Consider the following 17,909-nt stretch of genomic DNA (forward strand, 5'->3'; position numbering starts at 1 on the left):
GTATCGGTTTCAACTTGGTTATAGAATATCACTGGAATTAACATTTGTCAATTAAAAAAACGTAAAATAATTTAAAAACTTTAAAAAACACCATGAAAATACAAAAAATAAGCTATTTTTTGACAAATGTAAAGTTTGTTGGTTTTTAAATCTTAAGAACATCAGATTGACATTTGTCAAAAAAAAGAGTATATTTAGAAAAAGCAGCTGACATTTGTAAAGGAGAGCATCGTGAAAGAGAAAGAACTGATCCGCCTTATTACCGCGGCACAAATGTATTATGAAGAGAATATGACCCAGGCAGAGATCGCAAAGTCTATGGGCATCTCGCGTCCCTCGGTCAGCAATCTGCTGAACAAGGCCCGCAGGGAGGGAATTGTTAAAATTGAGATTAAGTCCTTTGACAGCACCAGCATCGGAAAAAGCCGGGAGCTGTGCAACCGGTTTGGCTTAAAAAGCTGCCAGGTCGTGAGCTGTACGGAGGATAAGAATGAAACCCAGGAGCGCCTTTATGAGGCAGCTGTGGATTTTCTTCTGGAGCTTCTCCCAAAAACCCGTATTTTGGGCCTTGGCTGGGGGTATAATATCAGCCGTGTCATTGATATTTTAGCGAACCGGGAGCTCACTGGACAGTATAGCGGAAAGGTATGCCCCCTGATCGGGACGGCGACAGTGCCCCACAAGGGTTACCATCCCAATGAGCTGGCCACGGATTTTGCACGGAAAACGGGCTTTGAGGCGGATTTTCTGATCTCACCGGCTTTCCCCACTACTAAGCAGGAGCGGGATTTGTTTGTGACGACGGATAATTACAACAGTATTCTGGCACTGTGGAAAAAGACGGACACAGCCCTGGTGACCCTTGGGGGCTACCCCTGTGTGCCAGATCACGCCACAGCCCTGCGCTTTGGGCGGAGGCTGATTACGGAGCGAGCTACTTCCAATATTCTGTCTTACTTTTTTAACTGGAAGGGACAGCAGATTAAAGGGGAGGATGATTTTGCCATCCAGATTCCTCTGGCGCCGCTTTCTAAAATTAAGAATTTTATTGGTATTGTGCCTGTTGAAGCGAATATAGGATCGGCCATTGGCTGTCTGAATACGGGGTTTGCGCGCCATCTCATCATAGATGAGGAAACGGCTGAAAAAATTTTAAAAACGGACATATAGCAGGTCACTGCCAAAGCACTCTTCAGTCTTTTCGGGGCTGCGCCTCAGGATAAAGGCGGTCAGCTCCCGGCCGCCGATTCGGCGGGTATCCTGGATGCCGTCATAGGCGTCAGTAAGTGCCTGGAGTTCCTCTGTATACTGAGAAAGGGGCCTGCAGGGCTGTTTGGTTTTGATGGACAGGGAGATAACGCCTGCGTTAAAAAGATTGATGGTGAAGTCCACGCTTTTTTCTCCCGCAGAAAAGGCGCTTTCCAGCAGAATCTCTGTCAACCGGCAGATGTCCCGTTCTTTCACAAAGGAGGACATGGGATAGAAAACCATAGGGTTAAAGTCAATACCCTTTTCCTGGGCGATGGCCTGAAAGAGAGAGATGACGCCATCCAGGGCGCAGTAGGACGTGGCTGCCTTTTTTCTTAGGCCGCTGTATTTTTCCTTGAGGGCATAAAAATCGGAAACAGTGAAAGCGGGAGGCAACGGCTCGGCAGCAGGAATGGAGGAAATGGTCATGTTCATAGCGATTCTCCTTTCTGAATGGGGATTAAAACAGCACAAAGCTGAAATAGGTGACGGTTTCAGGGCCGTTATTATAGGAAAGGCCGGTTTTGCTGGCCAGATCCATGACCACGATGCCGTAGCCCTCCACAGATGGGAAGATCTGCTCTGGATAACGGCAAGGGGCATCGGGGTAGGTGCACTGGTCGCAGATGATACAGCCTTCTGTAGATAGCACCAGTGAGCCTGGATAATGGGCTCTGAAAAGCCGGGCAGACTTGGCTGTGGCGGCCTCGTGAACCATGCGCGCCTGGTGCCAGCCTCTGAAGCTATACTGGTCTTTTAAATCGGTAACGGTTGAAAGCAGACAGACGTTTTCGTAGGAACGGCATTTGGCAACACAGCTGTTATAGCTGCCTACCGCTGGCGGGCAGGCCCAGGTGGCGCCGTAATGGCCGCACTGGTTCCCCTCGCACAAAAGTCTTGTGCCCATGGAAAACAGCAGGTCGTTGGTTTTGGCAAAGGCATATTCATGAATACCGAACAGCTCACGTTTATCCTCAAGCTGGCGCTTGAGGGTCATCAGGCTCTTGATGACGGTGTCGCCTTTAAATTCCTTGGCAGGCTCTACCTGTTTTTTTGTTTCGATCAATGGGAATACCTCACCTTCATTTAGTACATTAAAAAAGCCTTCTCCGGCTAGAGAAGGCAAAAAATACGAAATCAATTAAGGAACGTATCTCTTAAATAACTCTAAATCGGAGTGTTTTAAGAAAACATTATGCCGGTCTTCTGGCTCTACAATGGCATTCCCCTTACCTTCCCATCCGGCGGACAGTGGCATATAAGGGGACATATTGCATTACAGCTGCGATTACAGCAAAGGATTTTCACCTTTTTCCCATTTACATAATGTTTACAATATTAAGTTATCCTTATCATATCCCTTTGATTTTCTTTTGTCAAGGTTTATTCGGCCCTGATAAAGGACTTCTCGTAAATTTATTTTTTTATAACAATATTTTCCTCTTTAATTTAGTTTTAGTTGTAAAGAAAAAAATAATGAATATCCGATAAAGGGGCGAGAACCGCCTTAATTAAACCTAAAATACGTATATTTTAATGAATTTTTCATAAAATATTAAGTAATTTCGGTTAAGGTATTGGCAAGTGCCAAAGGATATGTTAAAATATATCTAAATTGTAAATAACTTTACAATTTGGTCAAAATTATATAGGAGGGTGGTGATTAGGCATTAGCAACGAAAGCCATCGCTCAGGTGGCAAGCTTCAAATGTTTTTTAAGAAGCTTGCGCATTACGCCAAGCACCTGAGCAAAAGAGAAAAAGTCGTATTCACAGGTTTCTGTGTAGCGCTTCTTCTCGGATTCTTTTCTTCAACCTGTCTTGGTTACAAGGTAATGGTTGACGGAGAGGTTTTAGGCTATACCAAAGATGCGGCTGTGTTTACACAGAGTCTGGATCAGGTAGAGCAGGATATGCGATCGAAAACGTCGATAGAAACAGCATATGTCTACAATGATATACAGATTAAAAAGAGCATCACATTTAATAAACCAATGTTTTCAGAAGAAGAATTTACTGATGCATTGAACGCACAGGACCTTCAGGTCGGCGTTCATGGTGTACAATTGAAGGTTGACGGACAGGAAGTCGGAAACCTGGCTTCATCTGATCAGGTACAGGCCGTTATTGCAGGTGCAATTAATAAGATCGGTAACGTACAGGATACAGATAAGCTGGTAAAATGCGACATCCAGAGTGACGTTGTAGAAACGCCTAAGAATTTTTCGATCGATGATTTAGTCGATCCAACTGCATGTGCTAATGTTTTAGCAACAGGTAACACTAATCCGAGTAAGAGTGAAGAGAGTACGAACGCTCCAATCCAGGTAGCAAGCCGTGGTGGAGCCGATGTGGCGAGAGACCAAAGCAATGAGCCAGCCCAAGAGGAAGCTCCAGCAGCTGAAGGTACCGTTGAAAATAATAGTAATGAGAATGTAGAAAACCAGAATAATGAGACTGAGACAAGCTCCAGTATCTTAAAGATTAATCTGACTAAAACATCAACTAAAAAAGAAGACATACCTTTCCAGACCGTTGAGCAGGAAGATCCCAATGTATATGTTGATCAAACTGTAGTTACACAGCAAGGTGTGAACGGAGAACTTGATAAGGAAGTCGAAACCGTCTATGAAGACGGCAAGGTTGTGAGCGAAACAACCTTATCCGAAACAGTTGCAAAAGAGCCAGTGGCTCAGATTGTTTCAAAGGGAACGAAGCAGTACCCGACCATGTCTTCAAAGAAAGACAATTTTATTTTACCGGCAGTCGGTAATATTTCCGCTTTAGATAAGCCAGGAAGCCACGCAGGCTGCTTTGCAGTGGATATCGCGAACTCAATGGGTACGCCGATCTACGCACCGCAGAGTGGTACAGTCATCCGGGCAAGTGATTTTGGCGGTTACGGATTATGCGTTGACATTATGATGGATGATGGAAAAACCGTCCTGAGAATGGGTCATAACTCCGAATTTAAGGTAAGCGTTGGTGACCGGGTCGAAAAGGGTCAGGTTATTGCGTTGATGGGCAGCACTGGTAACTCAACCGGACCGCACTCCCATTTTGAAATCCGCATTAACGACGTTCAGCAATATTTACCAGATTATTTTGACATTAAGGACGGCGACAACGTCTGATGTCATGATCGAAAAAATTTAGTATATGCATATCACTGATAAAAAAGAACCAAATCGCGTGTTTGGTTCTTTTTTATTTTTTGAAAAGAACAAGGATTGGCGGTCCGGCTGCCAGTGTTTCTGGCTTGTTGACTTTTATACCCGGGCATGATAGGCTTAAACAGTCAAATTCAGTCAATAATAATCATATTTAAGTGTAAAATAAAGGCTGATATGATTATTTTTGAAGTTTTTTGAATGAATATGTTTGACATTGACTGAAAATGATGATATCATACAGTTGCGGAGGACAAAGAGATGTTAACAGAAGAAAGATTTAACATTATACTAAAAACCGTGGAGAGCAAAAAAGCAGTGACAGTACAGGAACTGACTGAGCTGCTTGGAAGCTCGGAATCAACGGTGCGGCGGGATTTAACCGCACTGCATGAGATGGGCCTCATCAATAAGGTTCATGGAGGCGCTACAGCCGTTGATAACAGCTATACGACAAGTGAAGATGATGTGGCTTACAAGCACGGCCAATATAGTGAGGAAAAAAAGCGCATCGGGCAGTATGCGGCTTCGCTCATTAAAAAAGGTGACTTTGTTTTTATTGATGCGGGGACAACCACCGAGGCTCTCATTGATTATATCAGTGAAAAGGAGGCGACTTACGTGACCGATGGACTTGGACACGCAAATAAACTCCTTAAAAAGGGGTATAAAGTATTTATCCCGGGTGGACACCTCCGGATTTCAACCGAAGCTATGGTGGGCGAGGAAACGGTGGAAGCCCTCAGAAAATATAATTTTACCCTTGGCTTTTTCGGGACCAACGGCATCAGCCCTACGGCGGGGTACACCACGCCGGATGTTCATGAGGCTATGGTTAAAAAAGAAGCTTTTGAAAACTGCCGGGACGCTTACATTTTAAGCGACCCTTCAAAATTTAATAAAATTTCTTCCGTTACCTTTGGCGACATCGGTAGCGCGACGATCATCACCACGGATTTACAGGATCATAAATACCTGAAATTCACAGAGATAATGGAGGTAGATAGAAATGATCTACACAGTGACCTTTAATCCATCCCTGGATTATATTGTAAAGGTTGATGATTTTAAAACCGGCCAGGTAAACCGAACCGCTTCGGAGCGGCTGTTCCCAGGCGGCAAGGGCATCAATGTTTCCATTGTGCTTAAAAACCTTGGCTTCGACAACGTGGCTCTGGGCTTTATCGCTGGTTTTACCGGCAGAGAAATTGAGAAGCGTGTCCGGGACTTTGGATGCAGCTCTGCTTTTATTGAAATCGACAACGGTCTGTCTCGGATCAACGTCAAGCTCAAATCCCAGGAGGAGAGTGAGATCAATGGGCGTGGGCCTCAGATTTCTGAGGAGGCTCTTGAAAAGCTCTTTGGTCAGCTGGACCGGCTGAAGGCGGGCGATGTGCTGGCGCTGGCGGGCAGTATCCCCAGTTCCATGCCGTCAGATACCTACGAGCGTATTATGGCACGTCTTGAAAACCGGGGGATTAACATTGTGGTGGATGCCACGAAGGATCTGTTGAAAAAGGTTTTAAAATACCATCCGTTTTTAATCAAGCCCAACAATCATGAGCTTGGCGATATGTTCGGGGTTACCCTTAAAAACGATGATGAGATTATCTTATACGGCAAAAAGCTCCAGGAAATGGGTGCGCGCAACGTGCTTGTTTCCATGGCGGGCGACGGAGCCATCTTCCTGAACGAGGATGGCAGTGTGCATAAAAGCGCGGCACCCAGCGGTGAGGTTAAAAATTCCGTGGGTGCGGGCGACTCCATGGTGGCAGGCTTTCTGGCGGGCTACCTGGAATCCGGCGATCTGGCAGCCGCCTTTAAAATGGGCGTGGCTACCGGCAGCGCCAGTGCCTTCTCGGAAGAGCTGGCAACCAGACAAGAGGTCGCAGACCTTTTAAATAAAATCTAATTCCAGGGGGAAAAGAAATGCGAATTACAGATTTGCTGAAGAAAGAAGGCATTGACCTTCAGGGAAAATCGGCATCCAAGAGCGAGACCATTGATAATCTGGTCGATCTCATGGACGCGACCGGAAACCTTAACGACAAGGAAGGCTACAAAAAAGCCGTTGTTGCCAGAGAGGAACAGGGAACGACCGGAATCGGCGAAGGGATCGCTATCCCGCACGGCAAAACAAGCGCTGTGAAGGAAGCCGGACTGGCTGTCATGGTGAGCAAGGAAGGCACCGACTATGAGTCCATGGACGGACAGCCCGCCCATCTGCTCTTTGCCATCGCTGTACCGGACAATTCCGATGATACGCATCTCGAGCTTTTAAGCCGTTTATCCATGATGCTCATGGATGAGGAATTCAGGCAAAAGCTTATAAATGCGACGGACAAGGATGAATTCCTGAAGCTTATTGACCAAAAGGAAACTGAGAAATTTGGTGAGGAAGACGCCAAAAAAGAAAAGGAAAATGCGGCAGAAAAGGTTGTGGAAAAGGTAGAAGCAGAGGAAGCCAAGGTGCGGGAAGCCGCAGCTGAGGTAGATACAGGATACCCGAAGGTATTGGCGGTCACTGCCTGCCCAACCGGGATTGCCCATACCTACATGGCTGCTGAAGCCCTGGAGGGCAAAGCCAAGGACATGGGCGTCAGCATCAAGGTTGAAACAGATGGCTCCGGTGGGGTTAAGAACGAACTGACTCGCGCCGAAATCGCTAATGCCGACGCCATTATTGTGGCAGCGGATAAAAATGTGCCCATGGCCCGTTTCGATGGCAAGCCGGTCATTCAAACCAAGGTGGCTGACGGCATCCATAAGCCTGAGGAGCTGATCAGCCATGCGCTGGAGGGCAAGGCACCCATCTACCATGCGGACAGTAAGGAAGAAAATACCGCTGACAGCGGCGAAAAGCAGAGTATTGGCCGCAAGATCTACAAGGATTTAATGAATGGCGTTTCCCATATGCTGCCTTTTGTTATCGGCGGCGGTATCCTGATCGCCCTGGCATTCCTCTTTGACGATTACGCCATCGATCCGGCCAATTTTGGGATGAATACACCCTTCGCGGCATTCTTAAAGACCATCGGGGGCGCGGCATTTGGTTTTATGCTTCCGATTCTGGCAGGCTACATTGCCATGAGTATCGCGGATCGTCCGGGTCTGGCGGTTGGTTTTGTGGGCGGCTATATCGCCAGCCAGGGTTACATCCTGGGGATGGTAGACGGCACCATGACCATTACTACCGGTGGGACCTCGGGTTTCCTCGGCGCGCTGGTCGCTGGCTTCCTGGCAGGTTATCTGGTGCTGGGGCTGCGTAAGCTGTTTGATAAACTGCCCGATGCCCTGGAAGGAATCAAGCCAACGCTTCTGTATCCTTTCTTCGGCCTCCTGATTATGGGCGCGCTGATGGTGTTTATCATCAACCCGCCAGTCGCAGCGCTGAATACGGCCATGACCAATGGCTTAAACAGCATGGGTGAAAGCTCTAAAGTTATCCTTGGTATTATCCTGGGCGGAATGATGGCCATTGACATGGGCGGCCCATTCAACAAAGCGGCCTATGTATTCGGTACGGCAGCTATCAGCTCAGGACAGTATGACATCATGGCAGCGGTTATGATCGGCGGTATGGTACCACCCATCGCCATTGCCTTGTGTGCCACTTTCTTTAAGAACCGCTTTACCCGGAAGGAACGTCAGTCAGCCCTCACCAATTACATTATGGGGCTGTGCTTTATCACAGAAGGGGCGATCCCCTTTGCGGCGGCAGACCCCATCCGTGTTATTCCATCCTGTGTTGTGGGCTCGGCGGTGGCCGGCGGCCTCTCAATGCTCTTTGGCTGTACCCTGATGGCGCCACACGGCGGTGTGTTTGTATTCCCGGTTGTGGGTAACCCGCTGTTCTATGTTGTATCGCTGTTGATTGGCTCCGTTGTCGGCATGATTCTGCTGGCAATTTTGAAAAAACCATTGAAGAAAGAAGCGGCATAATCACTTTATAGCAATATTTATGCCAGATTAGTATAAATATAAAAATTTTTAGAAAATAGACAAGATTTGCTATGCAAGTTTGGGTAAAAATGTTAATATAATACTAGAAATTTTTATAGTCCAAAGGAGAACATAAAATGAAAGAATTTAATTACACAATTACGGACCCAGCAGGTATTCACGCAAGACCAGCAGGATTACTCGTTAAAAAAACCCAGCCATACGCATCTGAAATCAGTCTGGTTAAGGATGGCAAAACCGGTAATGGCAAGAGCATGTTAAGTGTTATGGGCTTAGGTGCTAAAAACGGCGAAACCATCACTGTACAGGCAGAAGGTCCTGACGAAGATACCGCTATTGTTGAATTAGAAGCATTCTTCAAAGAAAACCTCTAAATCGCTCCCTCTATTAAATTAAAATATATTTGGAAAGCGGCGCCGTTTTTAATCATCACGGCGCCGTTTCCCTTTTTTGAAAAATATCCTTGAGTTTTGTGTGAAAATCAGTTAAGATAAAAACAATCAACCAAATAGGGTGTGCCTTTTCAATGAAAAGAAGACTGCCAAAAACAGACGCGCTGAAGGCGTGCCTGTTTTTGGCTTTTTTTTGTGCACCAAATTTACAGGGAGGACCATAAATGTATATCATGATTGACAATTACGATTCCTTTGTTTATAACCTCGATGCCTATTTTAAGGAACTGGGGCAGGAGATCGAGGTAATCCGCAATGATGCGGTGGACGTCCGTGCGCTGCTTGAACGTGGGGATATCCAGGGAATCATCATTTCCCCAGGCCCCAAAAACCCAGAGGACTGCGGTAAATCTGCCGAGGTCGTGCGCGCTTTTGCGGGCAGAGTGCCGATCCTGGGGGTCTGCCTGGGGCACCAGATCATCGGCCATGTTTTTGGCGCAGCTGTGAAAAAAGGGGAAAGACCCATGCACGGCAAGATTACGCCAGTATTTCATAAGGGCAGGAACTTGTTTGAGGGGCTCAGGCAGGAGATGTCGGTCACCCGTTACCACTCACTGGTGGTGGCTGAAAACAGCCTGCCGGAGGCGCTGCTCGTTGACGCGCGGTCGGAGGACGGCGTGGTTATGGCGCTTTCCCACAGGGATTACCCGGTTTACGGTGTCCAGTTCCATCCCGAGGCAGTGCTGACTGAAGCGGGGCATGCGGTGTTGGGCAATTTTATTCGATTATGCGAGGAGTGGTGGTGTCAAAATGAAAACACAGATTGTCGAATGGCCTCTTAAATACGGCGCGGCTGAGCTTTTTGATCTTTACTGCAGCTGCCCTGGCGCTGTTTTACTGGATTCCTCCCTGGTCAATGAAATGGGACGTTACTCTATGATCGGGCTGAATCCCTATAAGAATCTGGAGGTAAAGGATGGCGCCCTGTATGTGGACGGCAGCCTGACTGAGGGCAGTCTGGAGGAGGTCCTGGGCGAGTATATGGCAGCGCATTATGAAAAGAACGATACTGGACTGCCTATGATCTCGGGCGCTATCGGCTACTTTACCTATGACTACGGGCGTAGCTTTGAGCGGATAAAGACCCGTCATGCCAAAGTTCAGGAGATCCCGGATTGTATTTTGAACTTTTATGACAATCTCATCATTGAGGACCGGCATGAAAAAAAGCTGTACCTGACAGCCAGCGGTATGCTGGCAGAGCCTGGAGCAGCTCTGGACGCCTTAAAAGATGAAATTATAGCCTTTAAGCCAAGCAAAGAGGCTGGGGAATGGGAAGAATACCCTGTGAAAATCACATCGGATTTTGAGAAGGAGGCTTATAAAAAAGCCATTGACCGGATGATCGATTATATTGTAGAAGGGGATATTTATATCGCGAATATGACCAGGCGTATTATGGCTTACAGCGGGAAGTCTCCCTACGCCATGTTTAAGAGCCTGCGTGAGAACAATCCTTCACCCTTTGGCGGCTATTTTAACTATGGGGATTTTCAAGTCATCAGTGCCTCGCCGGAGCGGTTTCTGCGCATGAAAAACGGTCTGGTAGAAACACGGCCCATCAAGGGCACACGCCGTCGGGGCGTGACGCCAGAAGAGGACGCTGCTCTGAAGAAGGAGCTTCAGGAGTCAGAGAAGGATAAGAGCGAGCTGCTTATGATCGTTGATTTGGAGCGCAACGATCTTAACCGGGTCTGTGAGCCGGGCAGCGTGAAGGTTACCAGCCTGTTTGACGTGGAAACCTACGCCACGGTCTTTCACCTGGTTTCCAATATTGTCGGAAAGCTGCGGGACAGTCTGACAGCCCCTGACCTGCTGCGCGCCGCTTTCCCAGGCGGGTCAATTACCGGAGCGCCCAAAATACGGGCCATGGAAATCATTGACGAGCTGGAGCATAGCCGCAGGGGGCTGTATACGGGCTCTATGGGCTATCTTGGCTTGGACGGAAGCTGTGATCTGAACATTGTGATCCGCACCGCAGTTTACCAGAATGGTTGCTACACTCTGGGCGTGGGCGGCGGCATTACCTGCGAATCGGATCTGGAATTTGAGTACGAAGAAACTGAGCAAAAGGCCAGGGCGCTTCTGGAGGCCATGCGATGAGCGAGCAAGAGCTGATTTTGGACGATGGTTTTTGTTTTGGTCTGGGCGCCTTTGAAACCATTGCAGTAATGTACGGACAGCCTGTGTTTTTAGGGGCACATCTGAAACGGTTAAAAGAAGCTTTGGATTTCCTTGGAATCCCAAACCCTGTGACTACAGAATGGGTGAACGAAACTCTAAAAAAACATCCTATGAAGAATGGGGTGCTCAAGATCATTGTTTCCCAGGAGAATTGTCTGTGGTCCTGCCGGCAAAACCCCTATACTTTGGCAGACTACGAGCGTGGTTTTGTGCTGAGAACCAGTCCAGTGCGGCGCAATGAAACCTCCCCCCTGACCTGCCACAAGACGCTCTGTTATGGGGAAAACATTCTGGAAAAAAGGCGGGCGGCATCCCAGGGCTTTGATGAGCCGGTATTTTTAAACACCAGAGGTCAGTTGACAGAAGGTGCAGTGACAAATCTTTTCTTTGTAAAGAAAGGGCGGCTGATTACACCCTCTCTGTCCTGCGGTCTGCTGCCGGGAACGGTCCGAAATTACCTGATCAGCCGCTATGATGTGGAGGAAAGAGTGGTCTTTCCGGAGGAGATTGGTGATTTTGATGAAGCCTTTGTCACCAACGCTCTGATGGGGATGCTGCCTGTCCGTCAGTTGGACGACGTCGCCTACGGTGAAAAAAGCGTCTGGGAGGCAGTCTGGAGAGATTACCATGACCTCTTGCGGCAGGCGCTTGATTGGCCAGTGCTGTGAAGCTATATAAAGAAGAATCCCCAGATTTTAGTCTGAGGCTTTTTTGTGCGGCAGCAGTGTATGAAAGGAATCTTTGGCGGCGTCCAGAAGCTTGGAAATGGCTTCGGTCATCATTTTTTTTGTTTCAGGGTCGGTATTTTCAAGGGTTTGTTTGATGGCACGGGCATTTTTCAGGGAAAAGTGTGCCAGATCACTGACGGTCTGAGCCTGTGTCACAGACAGGATGTCATAAAAGGTATCGATAAACTGTTCGCGTTCCTCAGGAGACATGTCATCGACCCACGCCTTGACGGTTTCGTCCATAAAACGGCAGCCAGCAGTCACAGATTCCAGACAGACGAAATCAGGTCCCAGAATTTCCCAGGAGTAGGGGTCGTGCTGTGCGATACCGATCTGTTTGCTGTGTACCACGGTATAGTCCTCGGCGTGCTCAAGGAGCATGCCGACAATGGAGGTCTGCGGCACGAAGGTACGAATGCGGCCGCTCACCACCTGATAGGGGGAACTCTCCAGTACCTCGGCGGGAAAGCCGGGACCGTCGTTGCTGTAGATCGCCTCAATACGATTGAGGTAAGCCCCGCAGTGAATGCCCGCATACACTGCCAGGTTACCTCCCTTCGAGTGACCACCCAGCCGCAGGCGGATGGCGCCAAGGCTCCCGGCGGTACGCTTCAGATACTCGGCGGCTTCGGTCTGGGAGGGAACACAGGTTTTAAAGCTCATGTTAAAGTCTTCCTTCCAGCCCACAAGGGTGTCATCTGTGCCACGGTAGGCAATGAAGGCAAGCCCGTCACCGGTCAGAACGGTGAGCCCACAAAACTGCTTTTCCAGAATGGGGTCCAGCTGATCATCATAAAGGCAGAGTCCCATATCTGCAAAACGGCGGCTTTGCGCCAGCTCCTTTAAAAGGCGTCTGTCCTCATCCACTCGCAGGCGCAGCTGCTGTTCCTCCTCAGGCAGTGCCGAAAAACGGGCATAAGCCTCGGTAATGCTGACCGCTTTGGTGCTGTTTGGAACAATACCTTCGAAGCGGATATAGGAAATACAGCTGAGAATCAGGTTGTCTACTGCGTTAAAGGGAGACTGATCCAGGGTGAGATCTCCCCGCCAGTCAAGGTAATCAAAAATATTGGACATGATAAAGTCCTCCTGTTATGTAAGCCTTGCCATTAGAATAGCTCAAAAGACGGAAAATGACAAGGGGATATTTTGTCAAAAGTGATTCAAAGTCTTCTTTTATTAGTGTTGAAAATATGTTAAAATGGTTGTAATCATTTACGCTGAGAGGAGAAAAAATGAAAAAGCAAATGAAAACATTGGGGGGTTTACTGGTCGTTTTATGCCTGATGCTGTCCATTACCGGCTGTGGCGACGATGGAACCCAGGCCTATGCCGAGGAGTTTACGAATCTGGCGACTGAAATTTCCCAGGAGAACACAGACTGGCAGAAGCTTTTAAATGAAGCAGATTATGAAAGTCAGGACTGGATTAACAGTGTGCAGTCAAAGCTTTCTGAAATGGAGGCCAGCTGGACGAAGCTGGGGGCTTTGAAGGCCCCGAAGAAGATGGAAGACGTCCAGTCAAGTTTTAAGGGCGCATCGGATAAAATGCTGTCTGCCATTGCCCTTTATAAAGAATGCTTTAATGCGCCCATTGATCCTAATAACGTCGATGAAGCAGGCTTGAACGCTCTTATTGACAAGGCGGGTGAAGCTGACGGTATGGCTATGGAAGCCTCTAGCCTGATGCTAGAAGGCTCTCAGAAGGCCACAGACATGATTAAAAAATAAATAGATATCGAAAATTCCGGACCGGCTGGTTCCGGAATTTTTTGTTTAAAGGCTTGACAGCAGCGTAAAATTCATCTGGACAAACGCTTTAAAACACGCTATACTACATTTTAACATCTATATGACAAAGTCTAATAGAAGAATAATAAGATATGTGTGAAAGGAAATGAAATGCAGGAGAAAGAAGAGCTGTTTGCCTTTATTGAAACAGCCGAAAGAAATGTGCTTAGGGGCAAGGCTTTGGAACGGGCAGAGCTGATCCGTCTGCTCGACATTGATCCGGATTCGGAGGCCTGTGAGCGCCTGGGACAGGCGGCCCGCCGGGTGGCCTCACAAGTGACCGGTGATAGAGCCTATCTTTGGGGGGCAATGGGAGTGGATTACAAGGCCTGTCCCATGAATTGTGATTTTTGTTCGCTGGGTGAAGCCTGGGGAATTGTGGAGTCTGGCCAGGAGCGGGATTTCTCGGAAACGGAAATTATTGAGAGTGTCCGGGACTACGCGGAAAATAAGGTGCGTTGGATCGTCCTCAGGACCACAGAGTTTTACAGCCTGGAGATACTTTCAGAACTTATTGGAAAGATACGAAGGGCTGTGCCGGGAAGTTATGAAATTGGCCTGAACGTGGGTGAGTTTGATCTGGAAAAGGCCAATGCCCTGCACCACGCTGGTGTGGACTTTATATACCATTCTCTGAGGCTGGGGGAAGGCCGGGATACCCGGTTTGAGCCTGAGGAGCGTCTTAAAACCCTGCGCGCCGTCAAGAATTCGCCCCTGAAGCTGGTTTTCCTGGTCGAGCCCATCGGCGTCGAGCACAGCAATGAGGAAATCGCGGATATCTGTCTATGCGCCATTGAGCACCAGGCCATCGTAACGGGTGGTATGGCCCGTGTACCGGTGCCGGGAACCCCTCTGGGTGTACACCCGCAGATAACTGAAAACCGCCTGGCACAGATTATAGCCATCACGCGTCTGGCTGGCGGCAGCCGTGTACCGGACATCTGCGTACATCCGGCAACGCCAAAGGCCATGCGCTTTGGTGCTAATGTGGCTGTTGTGGAAACTGGCTCGATTCCACGGGACAGCTGCTGTCTTCCAAAGGAAAAGTGGAATCATTTTGACGCCCAGACAGCGGGCGAATGGTTTGAACAGGCTGGCTATACTCTGTGTGACGGACCGGAAATGCAGTGAAAAAGGAGAAGAAAATGAAAATTAAAAAATACGTGGCGATGGCTCTGACGGTGTTGCTGGCCGCGGGCCTGCTTGCTGGTTGCGGCAGCCCAGGGGAGGATACAGCGGCAAAGAGTGAGAAGATAACGGTGGGAACATGGAAAACAGCCCAGACCATCACACCTTATTTTTATAATGAATTTATGCCAGAAAGCGTTGAGGTCTTACCTTTTACCAACCCAGGCGACCAGAAAACCGCACTGCTGGCAGGCAGTCTGGATATGTGTGGCACGACACTGGTCACTGCCATTACAGCTGCCTCTAAGGGGGAGCCAGTCAAAATTGTTACCAGCCTGTGTAATAAATGCTCGGCCCTTGTGGTGGACAAGGACTCTGGTATCAAGAGTGAGGCTGACTTGAAGGGCAAACGTATTGCCTATGTGCCGGGCACCATGCACCATGCCCTGCTGCTGGAGGTACTTAAGCGCAGCGGCATCAACCCGGACACCGATGTGGAGCTTAAGCGCATCGATTTTTTCGATATGGGACAGGCTCTTTTAAACGGGGATATTGATGCCTTTTTAAGCGGAGAACCTTACCCGTCCCAAGCTGTTCAGGAGGGTTATGGACGTATTTTGAGCTATCCCTACTTTGATGACAGCATTGGAACCATCAACGCAGCTATGATCGTTACCGAGAATACCATTAAAAACAAACCGGAAATGGTTCAGGATTTGGTGAATGCCCATGTGGACGCTATCAGGATGCTGAACGAAGATCGGGAGAAATGGTTAAATAAATCGGCAGAATTTGGGACGGACAAGGCTTTGCTGGAAATCTCGGCAGACAATATTGAGCTCTGTTCAGACATTGACAATACCTTTATCCAGAACACCAGAAATCTGGCGGACCGTATGAAAGAGCTGGGTATGATCGACAATGTGCCGGATATTGACGCCATGTTTGACCTCAGCTTTTTGGAACAGGCCGCTAAACGGCGTTAGGAAGACCCATGGAAAGATTTCGGAATATTGTAAAGCGGGTAGACCCGGTGGGGTGGATCGTCCCGGCATTGGTGGTGGCGGTCTGGTTCTGGCTGTCTGCTTCTGGGCATATACCAGCCTATAAGCTGCCGTCTCCTGTGGAACTGTTTCGGGTGCTGACGGATTTTGCATCTGGCCGTCTGGGCATCACACCCTATTCCGGAGCTCTGTGGGAAAATCTAGGTGCCAGCCTGCTTCGTGTGCTGGCCGGTTTTTTCATCGCCGGGAGCCTGGGCATGCTCATGGGCTTTCTGACTGGCCGCATAACGGTATTGAGGCGTCTTTTTGACCCGGTGATCCACCTGATCAAGGCGGTGCCGGGCATTGGCTGGCTGCCTATAGCCATTGTCTGGTTTGGCGTGGGCGAGGGAAACACCCTTTTTCTCATGTCGCTGGCGGCTTTTTTTCCGGTCTATGTCAATACTGCTGCCGGGGCGGCAGCTATTCCGGAGATGTATATTCAGGCTGGGCAGATGCTGGGGGCGCAGGGCTTCAGGCTTTTCCGTGACGTTGTTTTTCCAGCGGCTTTCCCTCAGGCCGCAGTGGGGCTTCGACTGGGGCTGGGGGTCGCCTGGGCTTATCTGGTGCTGGGTGAGGTCACCGGGGTCACAAAGGGACTGGGCGCTATTATGAGTGACGCCCGGATGCTCGGCCATGTGGACATGGTTCTGGCCGCCATGATTGTTATTGCTGTGGCAGCAAAGGTGACGGATTTTTTGCTCGTGGCTGTATGCAGGAGAATCTACCCACAGGGAGGCAGAAAAAATGAGTCTGGAGTTTAAAAATATATCCCATGGTTATGGCGGTCTGGAGGTTTTAAAGGATGTAAGTTTCAAGGCCGAGCCGGGGAAGATCACCGTACTGCTGGGACCCAGCGGCTGCGGGAAGTCAACTCTTTTAAAGCTGGCAGCCGGTTTTGAAAAGCCAGTGACGGGGTCGGTCTGCTTTAATGAAAGCCCTGTGACTGGCCCGAGCGTGGAGCGTGGCGTGATGTTTCAAACGCCAGTCCTGTTTGATTGGCTTACCGCCGCGGGTAATGTGGCCTTTGGCCTTAAGCAGGCAGGTGTGCGGGGAAAGGAGCAGCAGGATCGGGTAGACCGTTTTATGGATCTCACAGGCCTCGCTGATTTCAAGGACTACTACCCCGGTGCCCTGTCCGGTGGTATGCAGCAGCGCGCTGCCCTTGCACGGCTTCTGGTTATGGAGCCGCAATGCCTGCTCATGGATGAGCCATTTGCCGCGCTGGACGCCCAGCTGAGGCCAAAGATGCAGGGACTGGTATTATCGGTCTGGCGGGATCTGCGGTCCACTGTGCTCTTTGTTACCCATGATGTCGAGGAGGCTTTGGTGCTGGGTCATCGGATACTGGTTTTCAGCAAACGGCCAGGCCATATCGTCAAAGACATTGAGCGGGAGCTTGAAAAAAAAGACCCTCTGGATCAGCTCGCAGACCCAGATTTTGGAAAAGAAAAAAAGAATATTCTGGAAATTCTCCGGGATCTTTAGAGAAAGCGAACACTAGTGAGAAGGAGCGCTGCTTATAGTACACAGCTCTTTCTTTTTTGTTTCTTAAACCCAAAGTATTATTTAAAGCGGATCTATGCAAATAACAAAGGCTGTGCTAAAATCAATTAAATGGATGGTTTAACATGAGAGGCTTTTATAGACGAAGCTGGGAGGGAGATTAAATGAAAAAAGGTCAGCTAATTTTAAGAGGGGCTGGCGTATTGCTTGCAGCTGTCGTGTTTTTTTATGCAGCTGCCTGGGTCGGAATTCAGCTGTTCGGCGATGATGACCGCTATCTGAACCCGGAAAAAGCAAAGGTCGTCTCACCACTGGGAGCAACCAGCGAGTGGAGCTACCATATTCCCAATACAGGGGATTACGCTGTGGGTCTGAACGCCGAGGGGAAGCCTGTTTTTGAGGATCCCCACCGTGCGATCAAGGCCTTCAAGAGAGAACATCGCCTCTACTTTATCAGAATAGGCCTGCACTTGGGGCCGGTTTTCTTCGGTCCGAAAAACTGGAAGCGGTTCCAGGAGGAATACTGGACTGCTGCCCCGAAAGTCTGGGGTGAAATGGATGGGGATCATGAGCTTTATGATTTTCTGAGGGTATACAGCAACAGCTTTGATAATTTTATTTAAAAATCATGGGATTATTTTCACCAGAGGTTAAGTAAACATGAGAGAACCCGAACCGTGGGATTTTATCTTTAAAGG

At 48.7% G+C, this 17,909-nt stretch carries 18 protein-coding genes and 1 riboswitch; of the genes, 15 read left to right on the top strand and 3 right to left on the bottom strand.

Annotation, left to right across the window (positions count from 1 at the left end; all coding sequences use genetic code 11):
• Positions 1-231 precede the first annotated feature (231 nt).
• On the top strand, positions 232-1,170 hold the full coding sequence (locus B2M23_RS12985) for a sugar-binding transcriptional regulator (protein ID WP_038352006.1): 939 nt from the start codon (positions 232-234) through the stop codon (positions 1,168-1,170).
• Here the strand turns inward: B2M23_RS12985 and B2M23_RS12990 are convergent.
• Together B2M23_RS12990 and B2M23_RS12995 are read right to left on the bottom strand one after the other, a co-directional pair.
• Positions 1,153-1,683 carry an ATP-binding protein gene (locus B2M23_RS12990; protein WP_052237195.1) on the bottom strand — a complete coding sequence of 177 codons (531 nt, stop codon included), beginning with the start codon at positions 1,681-1,683 and terminating at the stop codon, positions 1,153-1,155. The two genes, B2M23_RS12985 and B2M23_RS12990, sit on opposite strands and share 18 nt — an antisense overlap.
• A gap of 25 nt (positions 1,684-1,708) precedes the next feature.
• A complete protein-coding gene (locus B2M23_RS12995; RefSeq protein ID WP_052237194.1) occupies positions 1,709-2,314 on the bottom strand; it encodes a DUF2284 domain-containing protein in 606 nt (201 codons plus the stop codon).
• Positions 2,315-2,427: 113 nt separating this feature from the next.
• Positions 2,428-2,590: riboswitch (cobalamin riboswitch) on the bottom strand.
• 366 nt (positions 2,591-2,956) lie between these two features.
• On the opposite strand from B2M23_RS12995, the gene B2M23_RS13000 reads away from it, so the two are divergent.
• The 8 genes from B2M23_RS13000 (at position 2,957) to B2M23_RS13035 (ending at position 11,684) form a co-directional block, all read left to right on the top strand.
• On the top strand, positions 2,957-4,381 hold the full coding sequence (locus B2M23_RS13000) for a peptidoglycan DD-metalloendopeptidase family protein (protein WP_052237193.1): 1,425 nt from the start codon (positions 2,957-2,959) through the stop codon (positions 4,379-4,381).
• A gap of 297 nt (positions 4,382-4,678) precedes the next feature.
• Entirely contained in the window at positions 4,679-5,449 is a 771-nt protein-coding gene (locus tag B2M23_RS13005) for a DeoR/GlpR family DNA-binding transcription regulator (RefSeq protein WP_038352004.1), read from the top strand.
• Positions 5,427-6,329, top strand: a complete 903-nt coding sequence (pfkB, locus tag B2M23_RS13010; protein WP_038352003.1) for a 1-phosphofructokinase — start codon at positions 5,427-5,429, stop codon at positions 6,327-6,329. The genes B2M23_RS13005 and pfkB overlap by 23 nt, the downstream gene beginning before the upstream one ends.
• Positions 6,330-6,346: 17 nt before the next feature.
• Entirely contained in the window at positions 6,347-8,359 is a 2,013-nt protein-coding gene (locus B2M23_RS13015) for a PTS fructose transporter subunit IIABC (RefSeq protein ID WP_038352002.1), read from the top strand.
• A 137-nt stretch (positions 8,360-8,496) separates the two neighbouring features.
• Positions 8,497-8,754 carry an HPr family phosphocarrier protein gene (locus B2M23_RS13020; RefSeq protein WP_038352001.1) on the top strand — a complete coding sequence of 86 codons (258 nt, stop codon included), beginning with the start codon at positions 8,497-8,499 and terminating at the stop codon, positions 8,752-8,754.
• 242 nt (positions 8,755-8,996) lie between these two features.
• Complete coding sequence (locus B2M23_RS13025) at positions 8,997-9,614, top strand: anthranilate synthase component II (protein WP_038352000.1); 618 nt, start codon at positions 8,997-8,999, stop codon at positions 9,612-9,614.
• Positions 9,583-10,935 (top strand): aminodeoxychorismate synthase component I, encoded by a 1,353-nt coding sequence (gene pabB / locus B2M23_RS13030; RefSeq protein WP_038351999.1) that lies wholly within the window; start codon positions 9,583-9,585, stop codon positions 10,933-10,935. Before B2M23_RS13025 ends, pabB begins: the two co-directional genes overlap by 32 nt.
• A complete protein-coding gene (locus B2M23_RS13035) occupies positions 10,932-11,684 on the top strand; it encodes an aminotransferase class IV (protein ID WP_038351998.1) in 753 nt (250 codons plus the stop codon). Before pabB ends, B2M23_RS13035 begins: the two co-directional genes overlap by 4 nt.
• 27 nt (positions 11,685-11,711) lie before the next feature.
• On the opposite strand, the gene B2M23_RS13040 is transcribed toward B2M23_RS13035, so the two are convergent.
• Entirely contained in the window at positions 11,712-12,821 is a 1,110-nt protein-coding gene (locus B2M23_RS13040; RefSeq protein WP_038351997.1) for an Mbeg1-like protein, read from the bottom strand.
• 158 nt (positions 12,822-12,979) lie between these two features.
• Here B2M23_RS13040 and B2M23_RS13045 point away from each other — a divergent pair, with 158 nt between their 5' ends.
• The 6 genes from B2M23_RS13045 (at position 12,980) to B2M23_RS13070 (ending at position 17,834) form a co-directional block, all read left to right on the top strand.
• The gene (locus B2M23_RS13045; protein ID WP_038351996.1) at positions 12,980-13,474 is read left to right on the top strand and encodes a DUF6376 family protein; all 495 of its coding nucleotides are present in this window, start codon (positions 12,980-12,982) and stop codon (positions 13,472-13,474) included.
• Between the two features lie 171 nt (positions 13,475-13,645).
• A complete protein-coding gene (locus B2M23_RS13050) occupies positions 13,646-14,665 on the top strand; it encodes a radical SAM protein (RefSeq protein ID WP_038351995.1) in 1,020 nt (339 codons plus the stop codon).
• Between the two features lie 14 nt (positions 14,666-14,679).
• Positions 14,680-15,648, top strand: coding sequence for an ABC transporter substrate-binding protein (locus B2M23_RS13055; RefSeq protein ID WP_038351994.1), 969 nt, complete (start codon positions 14,680-14,682; stop codon positions 15,646-15,648).
• A gap of 8 nt (positions 15,649-15,656) precedes the next feature.
• Complete coding sequence (locus tag B2M23_RS13060) at positions 15,657-16,469, top strand: ABC transporter permease (protein WP_038351993.1); 813 nt, start codon at positions 15,657-15,659, stop codon at positions 16,467-16,469.
• A complete protein-coding gene (locus B2M23_RS13065; RefSeq protein WP_038351992.1) occupies positions 16,453-17,193 on the top strand; it encodes an ABC transporter ATP-binding protein in 741 nt (246 codons plus the stop codon). Before B2M23_RS13060 ends, B2M23_RS13065 begins: the two co-directional genes overlap by 17 nt.
• A 182-nt stretch (positions 17,194-17,375) precedes the next feature.
• Positions 17,376-17,834 carry a hypothetical protein gene (locus tag B2M23_RS13070; protein ID WP_038351991.1) on the top strand — a complete coding sequence of 153 codons (459 nt, stop codon included), beginning with the start codon at positions 17,376-17,378 and terminating at the stop codon, positions 17,832-17,834.
• Positions 17,835-17,909 lie beyond the last annotated feature (75 nt).

The organism is Eubacterium limosum (assembly GCF_000807675.2).
Classification (GTDB): Bacteria; Bacillota; Clostridia; order Eubacteriales; family Eubacteriaceae; genus Eubacterium; species Eubacterium limosum.